Annotated in this window: 15 protein-coding genes; 9 read left to right on the forward strand and 6 right to left on the reverse strand. The window is 61.3% G+C overall.

Going from position 1 to position 14,594, the window contains the following annotated elements:
- Positions 1-72 precede the first annotated feature (72 nt).
- Positions 73-561 carry a GyrI-like domain-containing protein gene (locus tag KI235_RS06870; protein ID WP_003198597.1) on the forward strand — a complete coding sequence of 163 codons (489 nt, stop codon included), beginning with the start codon at positions 73-75 and terminating at the stop codon, positions 559-561.
- A gap of 11 nt (positions 562-572) precedes the next feature.
- On the opposite strand, the gene KI235_RS06875 is transcribed toward KI235_RS06870, so the two are convergent.
- Together KI235_RS06875 and KI235_RS06880 are read right to left on the reverse strand one after the other, a co-directional pair.
- Positions 573-1,178 (reverse strand): pyridoxamine 5'-phosphate oxidase family protein, encoded by a 606-nt coding sequence (locus KI235_RS06875; protein ID WP_027912031.1) that lies wholly within the window; start codon positions 1,176-1,178, stop codon positions 573-575.
- Positions 1,179-1,213: 35 nt separating this feature from the next.
- Positions 1,214-1,699 (reverse strand): GNAT family N-acetyltransferase, encoded by a 486-nt coding sequence (locus tag KI235_RS06880; protein WP_003198602.1) that lies wholly within the window; start codon positions 1,697-1,699, stop codon positions 1,214-1,216.
- 140 nt (positions 1,700-1,839) lie between these two features.
- Between KI235_RS06880 and KI235_RS06885 the strand changes: the two genes are divergently transcribed.
- From KI235_RS06885 to KI235_RS06900, 4 genes are all read left to right on the forward strand, one after another.
- Positions 1,840-2,274 (forward strand): SgcJ/EcaC family oxidoreductase, encoded by a 435-nt coding sequence (locus KI235_RS06885; RefSeq protein ID WP_003198604.1) that lies wholly within the window; start codon positions 1,840-1,842, stop codon positions 2,272-2,274.
- Between the two features lie 67 nt (positions 2,275-2,341).
- Positions 2,342-2,686, forward strand: coding sequence for a YciI family protein (locus KI235_RS06890; RefSeq protein WP_003198606.1), 345 nt, complete (start codon positions 2,342-2,344; stop codon positions 2,684-2,686).
- 27 nt (positions 2,687-2,713) lie between these two features.
- Positions 2,714-3,190, forward strand: a complete 477-nt coding sequence (locus KI235_RS06895; protein ID WP_013692446.1) for an SRPBCC family protein — start codon at positions 2,714-2,716, stop codon at positions 3,188-3,190.
- Positions 3,190-4,425, forward strand: coding sequence for an RNA polymerase sigma factor (locus tag KI235_RS06900; protein ID WP_212795604.1), 1,236 nt, complete (start codon positions 3,190-3,192; stop codon positions 4,423-4,425). Before KI235_RS06895 ends, KI235_RS06900 begins: the two co-directional genes overlap by 1 nt.
- 161 nt (positions 4,426-4,586) lie before the next feature.
- On the opposite strand, the gene KI235_RS06905 is transcribed toward KI235_RS06900, so the two are convergent.
- The 4 genes from KI235_RS06905 to KI235_RS06920 form a co-directional block, all read right to left on the reverse strand.
- On the reverse strand, positions 4,587-5,930 hold the full coding sequence (locus KI235_RS06905) for an imelysin family protein (RefSeq protein ID WP_003198612.1): 1,344 nt from the start codon (positions 5,928-5,930) through the stop codon (positions 4,587-4,589).
- 267 nt (positions 5,931-6,197) lie between these two features.
- Positions 6,198-8,249 carry a GGDEF domain-containing phosphodiesterase gene (locus tag KI235_RS06910; protein ID WP_003198614.1) on the reverse strand — a complete coding sequence of 684 codons (2,052 nt, stop codon included), beginning with the start codon at positions 8,247-8,249 and terminating at the stop codon, positions 6,198-6,200.
- Positions 8,250-8,543: 294 nt separating this feature from the next.
- Positions 8,544-9,140, reverse strand: coding sequence for a Fe-Mn family superoxide dismutase (locus tag KI235_RS06915; RefSeq protein WP_003198616.1), 597 nt, complete (start codon positions 9,138-9,140; stop codon positions 8,544-8,546).
- A 175-nt stretch (positions 9,141-9,315) separates the two neighbouring features.
- Positions 9,316-9,918: a LysE/ArgO family amino acid transporter gene (locus KI235_RS06920; protein WP_003198617.1), complete on the reverse strand. Its 603-nt coding sequence runs from the start codon at positions 9,916-9,918 to the stop codon at positions 9,316-9,318.
- 97 nt (positions 9,919-10,015) lie between these two features.
- Here KI235_RS06920 and KI235_RS06925 point away from each other — a divergent pair, with 97 nt between their 5' ends.
- The 4 genes from KI235_RS06925 (at position 10,016) to KI235_RS06940 (ending at position 14,066) form a co-directional block, all read left to right on the forward strand.
- Positions 10,016-10,915, forward strand: coding sequence for a LysR family transcriptional regulator ArgP (locus KI235_RS06925; RefSeq protein WP_003198619.1), 900 nt, complete (start codon positions 10,016-10,018; stop codon positions 10,913-10,915).
- Positions 10,916-10,999: 84 nt separating this feature from the next.
- Positions 11,000-11,992 (forward strand): NAD-dependent epimerase/dehydratase family protein, encoded by a 993-nt coding sequence (locus KI235_RS06930; protein WP_003198621.1) that lies wholly within the window; start codon positions 11,000-11,002, stop codon positions 11,990-11,992.
- Positions 11,993-12,098: 106 nt separating this feature from the next.
- Positions 12,099-12,968, forward strand: coding sequence for an ATPase (locus tag KI235_RS06935; RefSeq protein ID WP_013692448.1), 870 nt, complete (start codon positions 12,099-12,101; stop codon positions 12,966-12,968).
- 255 nt (positions 12,969-13,223) lie between these two features.
- On the forward strand, positions 13,224-14,066 hold the full coding sequence (locus KI235_RS06940; RefSeq protein ID WP_003198625.1) for a cache domain-containing protein: 843 nt from the start codon (positions 13,224-13,226) through the stop codon (positions 14,064-14,066).
- Positions 14,067-14,594 lie beyond the last annotated feature (528 nt).

Raw genomic sequence — 14,594 nt, forward strand, 5'->3', positions numbered from 1 at the left:
AACGGCCCTGGCAATCACGGTTTGGCTTCTATACTGCCAAGCCCGACTTCACGTTTGCTGGAGTGTTGCCGCATGGAAAAGCCCAAACGCGATTACATAGCCGAACCACGCTTTGAACAGGGACGTTTTCAGCTTATTGCCGGCTTTGGTGCTCGGTTTACCCAGGACACTGCCCAAGATATTCCTTTGCTCTGGGAAAAGTTCCTGCCCTGGCTCGGCAAGGTGCCAGGGCAGAAAGATGAAGTGACCTACGGCGTGTGTTGCAACCCGGACGGGAAGGGTGGGTTCGAATACATCGCTGGCGTGGAAATCAGCCGGCTCGACGATCTGCCGGAACAATACCGCTGGATCGAAATCCAGCCGGGGTATTACGCCGTCTTCGAACATAAGGGGTCGTTGAAACAACTGCCGGACACGTTCCAATACATCTGGAAGGAGTGGCTGCCGCGTTCCGGTCACACGGCGGCGCAATTGCCGGAGTTCGAGCGCTACAGCGAGGACTTCAACCCCAGGACCGGCGAAGGCACCCTGGAGATCTGGATCCCGCTCAAGCCAAGTTGATCGTCGCTGCTTCAGTACAGGCTGGCCTGCACCCGCGCAGGTGCTTCACGGTCATAAGTCTCGGCATCGAACTGCCCATCATTCAAGCGCTTGTGGATCGCCCCGGCGCTGGGCAGGGCCGAGCGTTCGAGATGGCGAGCCGGATTCCACAGGTCTGAGCGCACGATGGCTTTGGCGCAATGGAAAAACGCCGCTTCGACCGTCACCAGCAGCACCGTGCGAGCCGGCTTGCCGTTGACTGCAAAGCGCTCCAGCAGCGCGGGTTCGGCGCTGATCCGGGCCGTACCGTTGACCCGCAAGGTCTCGCCAATCCCGGGAATGAGGAACAGCAGCGATACCCGCGGATCGTGCAGGACGTTGCGCAGGGTGTCGATGCGGTTGTTGCCGGGACGATCCGGCAAGGCCAGGGTGCACTCGTCGAGGACCTGCACGAAACCCGGCACATCGCCCCGCGGCGAGCTATCAAGGCCGTCGGGCCCTGCCGAACCGATGACCACCAGCGGCGAGGCCCGGACCATCGCCTGGTAATCCTCGTTCAGGAAGGGGATCTGTTTGCGCACTGCCCGTTCGTGGGGCAGGCCATAAAGCGCTTCCAGCTGTTCAATCGACGTCAACATCATCCATTCATCCTGAGTCTATGGGTCAAGGTCCATCAAAACGCCAACCCCATTCGCCGCTCGTAACCGATGCGGCCCTTGTAGGCCTCGCCACTGTCGACCCAGCCCAGCCGGGTGTACAGGCCGATGGCCGAGTCGTTATCGGCGTCAACCGAGAGCTCCAGCCCGCGGATTTCCGGCCAGGCGGCTCGCGCCACGGCGGGCAGCGCCTGCAGGCAGGCCTTGCCATAACCTTTGCCCTGGGCCCGGTGATCGACTTGCAGGGCATGCAGGGTGGCGCTGTGTTCATTGGCCCAGGCGGGCAGTACCGGCGGGCGCTTGAGCAGCAGGAAGGCCACCGGCACCTCTTCAGCCAATAGCGCAAACCCTTTTACCCCGGGGCCGGGCTTGGACAGCAGCGTGTGCAGGGCGCCGTGGATATCGCCGGCGAACTTGATCTGTTCGGGGTGGATTTCGATGGCGCTGACCTGTTCGCGTTGCAGCGGGGTCAGGTCTTCGTAGGGTACGAGCTGAGCGGTCACAAAAACATCCGTTGTTTACCAGCAGAATAGGACCTGGATTCTAGCGAATTTTTTCTTTGAATTATTTTTGTTGGGTTGTCGATTCGCTGTTTCTCCAAACGACAAAGGGTGTCTTCAACAAAAAACCGCGGAGAATCACCATGAATACCCAAGCCACTGAAACCGAAATCCAGGCCCTGATCGACACCTATCGCCAAGCGGTCATGGCCAAGGACGTCGAAAAGGTCATGGCGCTCTATGACGAAGACATCGTCTCGTTCGATGCCATCCAGGCCTTGCAATTCAAGGGCAAGACCGCTTACCGGGCCCATTGGCAAGCCTGCATGGAAATGTGCCCCGGCCCGCACAAGTTCGACTTCCATCAGGTCAAGATTACCCCGGCCGAGAACATCGCCTTCGCCCACTGGCTGGCCTATTGCGGCGGCACCAACGACAAAGGCGAGGAACAAGCCTGCTGGATGCGCGTGACGGCCTGCTACCGGCGTGTAGCCGGGCAATGGCGGATCGTCCATGAACATTGGTCCGCGCCGTTCGACCCGATGGCCGGTACGACGCTGTTCGACCTGCAACCCTGATCGTCGGTTTTTTTGCTGAGCCTCATTCTGCCGTCCATAGTTGATCAGTCCGATCACGGAGCCTTCCATGAAGTACCTATGCTTGGTGTATAGCAACGAACACACGCTGCACAACTCGCCCGACAGCCCGGAGGACGCCGAGTGCATGGCCTATGCCGAATCGATCCAGGGCAGTGGGCGGATGCTGGCCGCCGAGGCCCTGGAGTCGGTGCAGACCGCTACCACGGTGCGCATGCGCGGCGGCAAGCTGTCGATCACCGACGGCCCGTTCGCCGAAACCAAGGAGCAACTGGCGGGCTTCTACCTGATCGATGCCAAGGACCTCAACGAAGCCATCCAGGTCGCCGGCAATATCCCGGCGGCCCGGGTCGGCTGCGTCGAAGTGCGACCGGTACGCCAACTGAACCCCTGAACAACAAATACAAACAGGACTTCATTCATGAACCTTGCAGCTGCCCCTTACGCGTTATCCATCAGCCGAATGATCGACGCTCCGCGTCAGAAGATTTTCCGCGCCTGGACCGAGCCCGCCTTGCTGGTCCAATGGTGGGGCCCCCATGGCATGACCACGCCGGAGTGCGAAATGGACCTGTGGGTCGGCGGTCAGTTTCGCACCCTGATGCGCGCGCCCGACGGCAGTGAATACCCGACCATGGGCGTGTTCCTGGAAATCCTCGCCCCGCAGCGCCTGGTGTTCACTGACGCGTTCGTGCCCGGTTGGATTCCCTCCGGCAAAGCCTTCATGACCGCTGAGGTACTGCTCGAGGAGGTGGACGGCAAAACCCGTTACACCGCCCGTGCGCTGCACTGGAGCGAGGAGGATCGCCAGGCGCACGAAGCCATGGGCTTCCATGAGGGCTGGGGCCAGAGCCTGGACCGGCTTGAAACATTGGTCACCCAAGGCATGCCCGACTGATGTCGGTCGAAGCGGTCAAGGCGCGGGTCGAGCAGGTTTATCGGCAAGACTCGCGGCGGATCCTGGCGACGTTGATTCGCCTGCTGGGGGATTTCGATCTCGCCGAAGAAGCCTTGCACGAGGCCTTCTTCATTGCGGTCGAGCGCTGGCAGCGCGACGGGGTGCCGGACAACCCGCGGGCCTGGCTGGTGTCTGCCGGGCGTTTCAAAGCCATCGACAGTTTGCGCCGGCGCGCGCGTTTCGCCGCGTCCCGGCCGATGTTGATCGCCCAGCTCGAAGAGTTGGAGCAGGGCCAATGGAGTGACGAAGACGTGGAAGACGATCGCCTGCGGCTGATTTTCACCTGTTGCCACCCGGCCCTGGCGGCGGACGCGCAGGTGCCCCTGACGCTGCGGGAAGTCTGCGACCTGACCACCGAGCAAATCGCCCGGGCTTTCCTCGCCGCCCCGGCGGCCATTGCCCAGCGCATCGTACGGGCCAAGGCGAAGATCCGCGATGCCAGGATCCCCTACCAGGTGCCGTCCCGCGCGGAACTGCCGGAACGGCTGGACAGCGTGCTGCGGGTGATCTACCTGGTGTTCAACGAAGGTTATTCGGCCTCGATGGGCGCCGAGCTGACCCGCGAAGACCTGACGCGCGAAGCCATCCGCCTCGGGCGCCTGCTGATGGAATTGCTGCCCGAGGCTGAGGTCTTGGGGTTGCTGGCGTTGATGCTGCTGCACGAATCCCGGCGTCCGGCGCGAACTTCATCGACCGGTGAGCTGATCCTGTTGGATGAACAGGCGCGATCCTTATGGGATGCCGAGCTGATCGCCGAGGGCTGTGCGTTGGTGGAAGCCGCGCTGAAAACTCGCCGGTTCGGGCCGTACTGCCTGCAAGCGGCGATTGCGGCGGTGCATGCCGAAGCGCCGACGGCGCAGGAGACCGACTGGCCGCAGATCGTCGGGCTTTATGATGTGCTGCTGCGCGCCGTGCCATCGCCGGTGATCGAACTCAACCGCGCCGCTGCCCTGGCCAAGCGCGATGGACCGGAAGCCGGCTTGCGCCTAGTCGAGGCGATCCTGGGGCGTGGGGAATTACTCGACTATCACCTGGCCTACTCGGCGCAGGCGGAGTTCTGTCGTCAACTGGGACGCTTGGACGAGGCGAGGTCGGCGTATCGACGCGCGCTTGAGTTGACGCAGCAATTGCCGGAACGGCGGTTTATCGAAGGGCGGCTTGCGGGGTTGCAATGATGAATCACAAGCAACGAAATTCCTGTGGGAGCGAGCTTGCTCGCGATGGCGGTAGACCGGCCAACATGAATGTCGACTGATAGTCCCCAATCGCGAGCAGGATCGCTCCCACAGGTTTGTGGCTTGGCTGGCTGCGTTAACCGTCAGCCAGCCGGCGTTGATCAGAACTCGTGATCAGCGTTGTCCGGGTTCAGGTCGCTGATGCCCAGTTTGCCCGCAGCCTGTTCGATCGAACCGGTCTGCTTGACCAGTGCGGCGATGGCGTCGCGCACGATCTGGTTGCCCGCGGTGTTGCCGGCGGCGATCAGTTGGTCGTAGTGCTCACCTTTGTTGGCGTGATCGACCATGACCTGGATCTTGGCCTCGGTGTCGGCCAGGTCGGCCTTGAGCGCGGTGTCCGCGGCCGGATCGGCCTTGGCGACCAGGGACGACAGGCTCGCGCCGGTCATCTTGGTGCCGTCGACGCGGGTGTATTCGCCCAGGTACACGTTACGTACACCCTTGGCATCGTAGAAATGCGAGTTATGGGTGTTGTCGCTGAAGCAATCCTGCTCGTCTTCTGGCGAGTTGGCTTCCAGGGACACTTTCATGCGTTCGCCCGCCAGTTCCCCCAGGGAAAGGCTGCCCATGCCGAACAGCATCTTGCGCAGGCCGCTTTCGGCGGGCTCGGCTTCCAGGGTGGCGCGGTAGTTGTCAGACACGTTCGGCTTCCAGTTGCCGACCATCTCTTCGAGGTCGTTGACCAGCAATTGGGTCACGGACTTGAGGTAGGCACGACGACGGTCGTTGTGACCGCCGGTGGCGCCAGCGCCTTGCAGGTAGTCCGACGCCGGGCGGTTACCCGCGCCAGGGCCGGTGCCGTTGAGGTCCTGGCCCCACAGCAGGAATTCGATGGCGTGGTAGCCGGTGGCGACGTTGGCCTCGGAACCGCCCAGCTCATTGAGGCTGGCGAGTTTTTCCGGGGTGATGTCCTTCACATCGACCTTGTCTTCGCCGACCTGGACTTCGGTGTTGGCGATGATGTTGGCGGTGGCGCCCGGGTTACCCAAGGCGTGCTCGTAGGATTTGTCGACGTAGTCGATCAGGCCCTCGTCCAGGGGCCAGGCGTTCACCTGGCCTTCCCAGTCGTCGATGATGGTGTTGCCGAAGCGGAACACTTCGCTTTGCAGGTAAGGCACGCGTGCGGCGACCCAGGCAGTCCGGGCGGCCTTCAGGGTCTCGGCGTTCGGCTTGGCCAGGAACGCGTCGACGGCGGTTTGCAGGGTTTTTGCCGTGGATTCGGCATCGCTGTAGACGGCATAGACGATGTCGGCATAGTGCGCGACAACGGCCTTGGCGGCAGCTTCGTCGATTTTGCCGGCGGCAGCAGGGGCGACCGGTGCCGCGGTGCTGGCGGCAGGCGTTGGCGCTTGCGGCGCGGCGGCCTTGTCTTTGCCTTCGCCGCAACCGGCGAGGGAAATAGCGATAGCCAGCAGACTGGCAGTAGCCAGGGGCATACGAATCATGGCAAATCCTGCTTCGATGATGGATGGGACAGGCGCGAGGTGCGCGAAACTGCGACATAATGCGAAAGATTTGCATTATGTGTAAAGGGTTGCAGGTGTAAATATTTCTTATTTAATGATGGGAGATTGCCGCCTTCGGTAGCGTCTGTAGGAGCTGCCGAGCGAAGCGAGGCTGCGATCTTTTCACTGACGCTTGAATCCCAGGCGAACAAACCGAAGATCGCAGCTTCGCCAGCTCCTACAAAGGCTTGGCGCCGGGGGGAGAAATCAGATGATGGAAACCTTGCTGCGCTCGGCCTGCTTCAGGTAAAGGCCCAATTCCCGTGCCGGCAGCGGTTTGCTGTAGTAATACCCCTGACCTTCGTGGCAGCCCTCGGCGATGATGTAGGCTTCCTGTTCGACCGTCTCGACGCCTTCGGCAATGACCTGCATCCCCAGGCTCTTGCCCAACTGGATGATGGCCCGGACGATGGTTGCATCGTCCTCGTCGTCGAGCAGGTCCTGGACGAAGCTCTTGTCGATCTTGATCTTGTCCAGCGGCAGGCTCTTGAGGTAGCTCAGGGACGAATAGCCGGTCCCGAAGTCATCGATGGCAATCAGCGCCCCGGAGCGGCGCAGGCTCAGCAAATGCTGGGCAGCGGTGGTGATGTCTTCCATCAGGCCGGTCTCGGTAACTTCCAGCTCCAGGCTGCGCGGCGGCAGCCGGTACATTTGCAGGAGATTGTTCACCACCCGCGGCAGTTCGGCGTGGTGCAGTTGCACCGTCGACAGGTTGACCGCCATGCGCAGGTCGAGGAAGCCCTGGTCGTGCCATTCGCGCAATTGCCTGCAAGCCTGGTCCAGCACCCATTCACCGATGGCGATAATGGTGCCGTTCTGCTCGGCCAGGGGAATGAACAGATCCGGCGGCACCAGGCCGTGCTCGGGATGGTGCCAGCGGATCAGGGCTTCGGTGCCCACCACCCGCAGGTCGCGGTAGCTGATCTGCGGCTGGTACACCAGGGTGAACTGCTCGCGGGCCAGGGCCTCGCGCAAGTCTTTCTCCAGTTCGCGACGGCGGCGCATCTCGCTGTCGACGCTGGCGATGTAGAACTGGTAGCGATTGCGCGAGCGGCTCTTGGCCAGGGTCATGGTCTGCTCGGCTTTCTGCAACAGTTTCTCGGTGCTGTCGCCGTCTTCGGGGAAGAGGGTGATGCCGATGGTGGCCCGCAGGCGGATTTGTTGATCGTCGATGGCGAACGGCGCTTCCAGGTCATCGAGGATGCTCTGGGCCAGTTCGGCGGCCTCGTAAGGCTGTTCGATGTCGGCCTGGACCAGGGCGAACTGGTCGCCCCCCAGCCGCGCCAGTGCGCCGAGCCGGCCGCTGTGGGCCCGCAGTCGGTCGGCCAGGGCCAGCAGCAACTGGTCGCCGGTCTGATAGCTGAACTGTTCGTTGATGCCCTTGAAGTCATCCAGCCCCACACACAGCACCGCCACCCGGCGTTGCAGGCGCCCGGCGTCCACCAGGATCTTGTCCAGTTGCTGTTGCAGCTGCTGGCGGTTGGGCAGGCCGGTGAGGAAGTCGTACTGGGCCATGCGCAGCAGGCTGTTTTCCGCTTCGTGGCGTAGGTGCGTGTTGCGCTCGATGGATTCGAGCAGTTGGTTGGCCGTATTGATCCACAGGCCCAGCTCGTTTTGTTCGTGACCGCGCAACTGCGGGATTTTGTGCTCGCTGGGGCGATCGGGGTTGATTTCGGTCAGGTGCTGGATGATCCGCGACAATGGTTTGGTCAGCAGCCAGTGATAGACCAGGTACAGCACCAGGCCCATGGCCAGGGCTCGCAGCATCCCGGAAATGAAAATGATCACCGAGTTGACGATGAAGCCTTCGCCGTAGGTGGCGGTGTCGAGGGTAATGCTCAGGTCGCCGTAATATTCGCTATAGGGGCCGCGTCCCACCAGTTGCGTGGTAAAGGTGCGCTCCTTGCCCAGGATCAGGTCGGTCAGCCAGCGGCTTTCGGAGTGCTGCAAGGGCCGGGTTTTTTCGGCGAGCATGGTTTCGCGTGGATGGCCGATGGAAGCCATGCGTACGGCTTCGTCCTGGAACAGGCCCTCGATCACTTGCATGCCCATCTCCCGGTCCAGGCTGTAGACGGCCTGGGTCGAAGGATCACGGAACATGTCGAGGATCCGCTGGGCGTCACTGGCGACGGCCTGGTTGGTTTTGTAGGCATCGTACACGATCTGGGCGCAGCTCAAGACCATGCCAACGATCAATGCCGAGAGGAGCACGACCCGGAGCAACTTCACAGACAAGCTGTTCTTGAGTTCCAGCTTCAAAGAGTGGTTCCTTGTTCCGTGCGGGTAGCGTCAAGTTGCCATGAGTATTGGCAATCCTGTGATGTCAGTCAAAGGGACAATCAAACACAAGGGTTTTCGCTTGAAACCTCACCGATGTACGTTTTTTCCAGAGTGATTGCTCTACGACCATTGTGTCGGTTGGAAGGGGCCGCAACTTGAGGCCTCCAGGGATTTTTTCTTGGGTTCCAGACCCGAGGTATTTTGCCTGCGGTCATTTTTGCCCGGCAAAAAAAACCCGGCACGACGCCGGGTTTTCTTGTCTGGCATCGACGCTTAGGCGGTGAAGGCTTTGCCTTCGAACTGCTCGGCGACGAATTTCCAGTTGACCAGGTTCCAGAACGCTTCGACGTATTTCGGACGAACGTTGCGGTAGTCGATGTAGTAGGCGTGTTCCCACACGTCGCAGGTCAGCAGTGGGGTGTCGCCGCTGGTCAGCGGGTTGCCGGCGCCGATGGTGCTGGCCAGGGCCAGGGAACCGTCAGCCTTTTTCACCAGCCAGCCCCAGCCGGAACCGAAGGTGCCGATGGACGTCTTGCTGAATTCTTCCTTGAATTTGTCGAACGAACCGAAGGCCTTGTTGATGGCTTCAGCCAGCGCGCCGGTTGGTTGACCGCCGGCGTTTGGCGCCAGGCAGTTCCAGTAGAAGGTGTGGTTCCAGACCTGAGCGGCGTTGTTGAAGATACCGCCCGAGGAAGTCTTGACGATTTCTTCCAGGGTCTTGCCTTCGAACTCGGTGCCAGGCACCAGGTTGTTCAGGTTCACGACATAGGTGTTGTGGTGCTTGTCGTGGTGGTATTCCAGAGTCTCTTTGGAGATGTGCGGCTGCAGTGCATCGTGTGGATAGGGCAGCGGCGGCAATTCGAAAGCCATGGTGATTCTCCTAATCAGGTCAGTTGCGGTGAGCGCAAGGCCGATCACGGGCGGCCAGACTAGCGCCGGGGAGTTTGTACTCTTTGCGGCGCAGGAGTCGGATCATAGCACCGGGGGTGCGGCATAACCACGCAACAACTGTGTGGAATAGAGGTTCCAGAGCGGTTTGGAATAATCAGCCGTTCACGATCAATTGCACCGCCACGGTAAACATCATCGTCGCCACGAGCAGGTCGAGGATCCGCCAGGTGCTTGGGCGAGCGAGCCAGGGTGCCAGCCACGCAGCGCCGAAGGCCAGGGTGAAGAACCACAGCAGCGAGGCACTGGCCGCGCCCACGACATAGGCGCCGGGCACGCTCTGCTGGGCACCGAGGGAGCCGATCAGCAGCACGGTGTCGAGGTAGACGTGGGGGTTGAGCAGCGTCACCGCCAGGGCGCTGAGCAGCACCGCCCGCAGCGAGCGCACGGCCTGGTTTCCCCCCTGTTGCAGGCTTTGCTTCGAGCAGGCCCGGCGCAGTGCCAGGCTGCCGTACCAGAGCAGGAAAGCCGCACCGCCCCAGCGGGCTATCGACAGCAGCAACGGACTCTGGGCCAGCAATGTCGCCAAGCCGAAAACCCCGGCGGCGACCAGCAGCGCATCGAATGTGACGCACAGCGCCGCCACGGGCAGATGATGTTCGCGGCGCAGGCTCTGGGCCAGCACAAATGCGTTCTGGGCGCCGATGGCCATGATCAGCCCAAGGGCTACCAGCAGGCCGTTCATATAACTTTGCCACATAGGTTTGATCCCCGGTTTGTGTACGAATGCTGGCCATTCTCCGGGGAAGGGTTGTATAAGAAAAACCAATCCTGCTGATTGCTCATTAGGAAAACTGATGTTCGACTACAAATTGCTTTCTGCCCTGGCTGCCGTGGTCGAGCAGGCCGGTTTCGAACGCGCGGCCCAGGTGTTGGGTTTATCGCAATCGGCCATTTCCCAACGGATCAAACTGTTGGAAGCGCGCATCGGCCAGCCCGTGCTGGTACGTGCCACGCCGCCGGCACCCACGGAGATCGGCCGACGGCTGCTCAATCACGTGCAACAGGTGCGTCTGCTTGAGCGCGACCTGCAAAGCCTGGTGCCGGCCCTGGATGAAGAGGGTCTGCCGGAACGTTTGCGCATCGCCTTGAACGCCGACAGCCTGGCAACCTGGTGGGCGGCGGCCGTGGGCGATTTCTGCGCCGAGCATCACCTGTTGCTCGACCTGGTGGTGGAGGACCAGACCGTTGGCCTCAAGCGCATGCGCGCCGGTGAAGTGGCGGCGTGTGTCTGCGCCAGCGAACGTCCGGTGGCGGGCGCCCGCAGCGTGTTGCTGGGAGCGATGCGCTACCGGGCGCTGGCCAGCCCGGCGTTCATTGCCCGGCATTTCCCCGACGGGGTACGGGCCGATCAACTGGCCCATACGCCGGCATTGGTGTTTGGCCCGGATGACTTCCTGCAGCACCGCTACCTTGCGTCCGTGGGCGTGGAGGGCGGTTTCGAGCACCATCTGTGCCCCTCGTCCGAAGGTTTCATTCGTCTTGCTGAAGTCGGGCTGGGCTGGGGGCTCGTGCCGGAGCTGCAAGTGCGCGAACAGCTGGAGCGAGGCGTGCTGGTGGAATTGCTGGCAGATAAACCGATCGATGTGCCGCTGTACTGGCATCATTGGCGCAATGGCGGGCAGTTGCTCGGCTTGTTGACCGAGCAGTTGATCCGCTCCTCCCGGCAGTGGCTGGTGCCTTGGGAGGCGCAGTAGACGTCAAGCTGCTGGTAAAAGCGGCGCACAGATAAATTTGCAGTTGTAGCGCGAGACTCGTAACCGCATTTCTTAGGAGCATTCATGAAAATTCTGGTCACCGGCGCGAGCGGCTTCATCGGCGGGCGCTTCGCGCGTTTCGCCCTGGAGCAAGGCCTGGATGTACGGGTCAACGGTCGCCGGGCCGAGAGCGTGGAGCACCTGGTGCGTCGCGGTGCACAGTTTGTCCAAGGGGATCTGAGCGACCCGCTGCTGGCCCGGGATTTGTGCCTGGATGTCGAAGCCGTGGTGCATTGCGCCGGCTCCGTGGGGCTCTGGGGCCGCTATCAGGATTTCCACCAGGGCAATGTCCAGGTCACGGAAAATGTCGTCGAGGCCTGCCTCAAGCAAAAGGTTCGCCGGCTGGTTCATCTGTCCTCGCCGTCCATCTACTTCGACGGGCGTGACCACCTCGGGTTGACTGAAGAACAAGTGCCCAAGCGCTTCAAGCACCCTTACGCCGCCACCAAGTACCTGGCTGAGCAGAAAGTCTTCGGCGCCCAGGAGTTCGGCCTCGAAGTGCTGGCCCTGCGCCCGCGTTTCGTGACCGGCGCCGGTGACATGAGCATTTTTCCGCGGCTGTTGAAAATGCAGCGCAAGGGGCGCCTGGCAATTGTCGGCAACGGGCTGAACAAAGTGGATTTCACCAGCGTGCAGAACCTCAACGAAGCGCTGCTCAGCAGCCTGCTGGCGACCGATTCAGCGTTGGGCAAGGCCTATAACATCAGCAATGGGGCACCGGTTCCTCTGTGGGATGTGGTCAATTATGTGATGCGCCAGATGGAAGTCCCACAGGTCCGGCGTTATCGTTCCTACGGCTTGGCTTATAGTGTCGCGGCCCTGAATGAAGGTTTCTGCAAATTGTGGCCGGGCCGCCCCGAACCGACGCTGTCGCGCCTGGGCATGCAGGTCATGAACAAAAATTTCACCCTGGACATCAGCCGGGCCCGGCATTATCTCGATTATGATCCGCAGGTCAGCCTGTGGACCGCCCTCGATGAATTTTGTGCCTGGTGGAAGGTCCAAAGTGCCCGCTGATCGCCCCGTCATGAACCGAGTGCCAGGTTCGGGGTCAATCGGTGCGGCGGGTGAGGGGGTTATACTCACCGCATCAAGCCATCACCGGTTTCCCAAAGGTTGAACCATGCCCATGCGTAACGATGCCAACGACGACTTCGATGATGTACCGAGCCTGCGGATGCGGGCCGACATTCCCGATGACGATGATTTCCTGCCCAACCGCCAGCCTCACGTGCAAGCGCGCCCGGCGCCCGTTGCCGCGGCCAAGGTCAAGGGGCCCAGCACCGGGCCGCTGTGGGCATTGGTCGGCGCGCTGCTGTGTGCGTTCGGTTTCCTGGCCTGGTGGAGCTTCCAGCAGATTTCCCTGATGGAGCAGCAACTGGTGGCCACCCAGGAGAGCTTCGCGCGGATCAGTGAAGATGCGGCGGGACGACTGCAGGAGTTTTCCGGCAAGGTCGTCGCCGGCCAGTCCAACGTGATGAGCGACAGTGAGGCCTTGAAACTGCAGATCAAGCAGTTGGAAAGCAAGCTGCAGGATCAGGGCAAGCAATTCGACAACAAACTGCTGGAGCAGTACAAGCAACAGCAAGCTACCTTCGGTCCGTCTGCCGACCTGGACAAGGAACTGGCCCAGCTCATTGCCCAGGCCACTGAACAGCAGAACACCAACACTCAGTTGCAAGCTTCCAACAAGGAGCTCCAAGCCCAGGTCAAGACGCTGGTGGCTGAAGTTACTGCCCTGAAAAGCCAAGGCGAGGGTGGCGCTCTGGATGCTCAGCTCAAGAGCATCGGTGCCGACATCACCGCCCTGAAAAGAGCCACTTCCAACTCGGCTATCGATCGCCTGGAGCAGGATGTGATCGTGCTCAAGAGCCAGCAGGACAAGGGCGGCAATACCGCCGAGTTCGACGCCTTCCGCGGCCAGGTCACCCGTAATATCAACACCCTGCAGGCGCAGATCCAGAACTTGCAGCAGCAACTCCGCAGTCAATAAGCCTGTTGGCGTTTGTTCGCGATAGTGGCGTGTCAGTGCGCATCATGCTGAATGTGCCGCCGTTATCGCGAGCAAGCTCGCTCCCACAGGGTAAGCACCTCCAGTGTGGGAGCGAGCTTGCTCGCGATGACGTCCTGTCAGTCAGTATCAATACCCACTGATGCACCAGGCCTCCCCAGCAATTCCCTGAATACTCCAACATCACCCCACGCCGTCTACGCTCTTGAAACACCAACAAGAACGAGGGGCGCGCATATGGTTTTTTTTCACAGGATGGCCTGGCTGGGCGCAATGCTTGTGCTGGGGCTGGCACCGGTTCATGCAGCGACACCGGATGACGGCCAGGCGGCCCGCTCGCTGCTGGAAAAGGCCTTGGCCTATTACCACGACAACGGCGACAAAGCCTTTGCCGCTTTCAGTCGCCAGGGGGATTTCGTCGACAAGGATCGCTACGTATTCGTGGTGGATACCCAGGGTGTGATGCTCGCCAGCGGCGGGCCTTCCTCAGCGCTGATCGGGCGAGACGTGTCCGAAGTGCTGGGCCCGGACCTGCGCAAAGCCTTCAAGGACGCCTTGAAAACTCCCGAGGCCAGCGGCATCCAGCAAGCCGAGTACCGTTGGCAGAACTGGGCGGACGGCAAGGTTGAGCGCAAGCATGTGTATTTCCAGCGTGTCGGCGAGCGAATCCTGGCCGTCGGCTACTACCTGCCACGGGCTTCCGCCGAACAGGCCAAGGCGTTGCTGGACAAGGCCTCGAGCGACCTGCTGAAAAACGAGAAAGCCACGCTGACGGCGGTCAACTCCCTCAAGGGCGGTTATCTGCAGGATGACCTGTATGTCTTTGTCGTTGACCTCGATACCCGGCGGTATGTCGGCCATGGCACCAACCTGCGCTTGATCAATACCGATTTTGCCAAGGTCAAGGATCCGGATGGCAAACCGGTGGGGGAGCCGATCCTGACCATGATCGGCAAGCAGGATGTGGGGGAGTATGAGTATCGTTGGAAGAACCCGGTGACTGGCAAGGTTGAGGACAAGCATGCTTACCTGAAGAAGGTTGGGCATTTTCTGGTGGCGGTGGGGTATTACAGTCCTTGAGGGGGGCTTCGTTTGGTGTGTATATCCGTTGCTGCGGTAACGGCGGCTTATGGTTCCGCCCTGACGGCGGGTCACTTTCGAAAAGCCCGGAAGCCGGCCCAGTCGAAAGTAACCAAAGCGCTTCTGCCCCACCACTTGGTGCCTCGCCTAGGCTCGGCATGCCTGAACGAAGGCATTGCTCCGTGGGCCCGCCGCGAAGGGCCATCCATGGCCCAGCGCGGGTATCCCGGCATCCATGCCGGGATACTCACTGCGCAATACCTTCGTTCAGCCAGCGTGGTTAATGGGGCGCCCCAGATCAAAAACAAAACCGAGGCGGCCTGATAGCCGACCTGGTTCTTGGTGAGACCGCGTTTTTCCTGTGGGAGCGGGCTTGCTCGCGAAAGCGGTGGATCAGTTTGCAATGATGTTGGATGGTACCGACGCCTTCGCGAGCAAGCCCACACAGGGTTCTGCGGCGTCTGGGCATCTTGTGACTGCCGAAAATCCATGTGGGAGCGAGCCTGCTCGCTCCCACAGAGGTACTGC

This window comes from Pseudomonas sp. St386, from assembly GCF_018325865.1.
Lineage (GTDB): Bacteria > Pseudomonadota > Gammaproteobacteria > Pseudomonadales > Pseudomonadaceae > Aquipseudomonas > Aquipseudomonas brassicacearum.

Excerpts from the sequence above, each read along its gene's own strand:
- KI235_RS06940 (WP_003198625.1), top strand. The coding sequence starts at position 13,224 with ATGGTTTTTTTTCACAGGATGGCCTGGCTGGGCGCAATGCTTGTGCTG.
- KI235_RS06920 (WP_003198617.1), bottom strand. The coding sequence starts at position 9,918 with ATGTGGCAAAGTTATATGAACGGCCTGCTGGTAGCCCTTGGGCTGATC.
- KI235_RS06930 (WP_003198621.1), top strand. The coding sequence starts at position 11,000 with ATGAAAATTCTGGTCACCGGCGCGAGCGGCTTCATCGGCGGGCGCTTC.
- KI235_RS06905 (WP_003198612.1), bottom strand. The coding sequence starts at position 5,930 with ATGATTCGTATGCCCCTGGCTACTGCCAGTCTGCTGGCTATCGCTATT.
- KI235_RS06885 (WP_003198604.1), top strand. The coding sequence starts at position 1,840 with ATGAATACCCAAGCCACTGAAACCGAAATCCAGGCCCTGATCGACACC.
- KI235_RS06895 (WP_013692446.1), top strand. The coding sequence starts at position 2,714 with ATGAACCTTGCAGCTGCCCCTTACGCGTTATCCATCAGCCGAATGATC.
- KI235_RS06875 (WP_027912031.1), bottom strand. The coding sequence starts at position 1,178 with ATGTTGACGTCGATTGAACAGCTGGAAGCGCTTTATGGCCTGCCCCAC.
- KI235_RS06925 (WP_003198619.1), top strand. The coding sequence starts at position 10,016 with ATGTTCGACTACAAATTGCTTTCTGCCCTGGCTGCCGTGGTCGAGCAG.
- KI235_RS06890 (WP_003198606.1), top strand. The coding sequence starts at position 2,342 with ATGAAGTACCTATGCTTGGTGTATAGCAACGAACACACGCTGCACAAC.
- KI235_RS06900 (WP_212795604.1), top strand. The coding sequence starts at position 3,190 with ATGTCGGTCGAAGCGGTCAAGGCGCGGGTCGAGCAGGTTTATCGGCAA.
- KI235_RS06935 (WP_013692448.1), top strand. The coding sequence starts at position 12,099 with ATGCCCATGCGTAACGATGCCAACGACGACTTCGATGATGTACCGAGC.
- KI235_RS06870 (WP_003198597.1), top strand. The coding sequence starts at position 73 with ATGGAAAAGCCCAAACGCGATTACATAGCCGAACCACGCTTTGAACAG.
- KI235_RS06915 (WP_003198616.1), bottom strand. The coding sequence starts at position 9,140 with ATGGCTTTCGAATTGCCGCCGCTGCCCTATCCACACGATGCACTGCAG.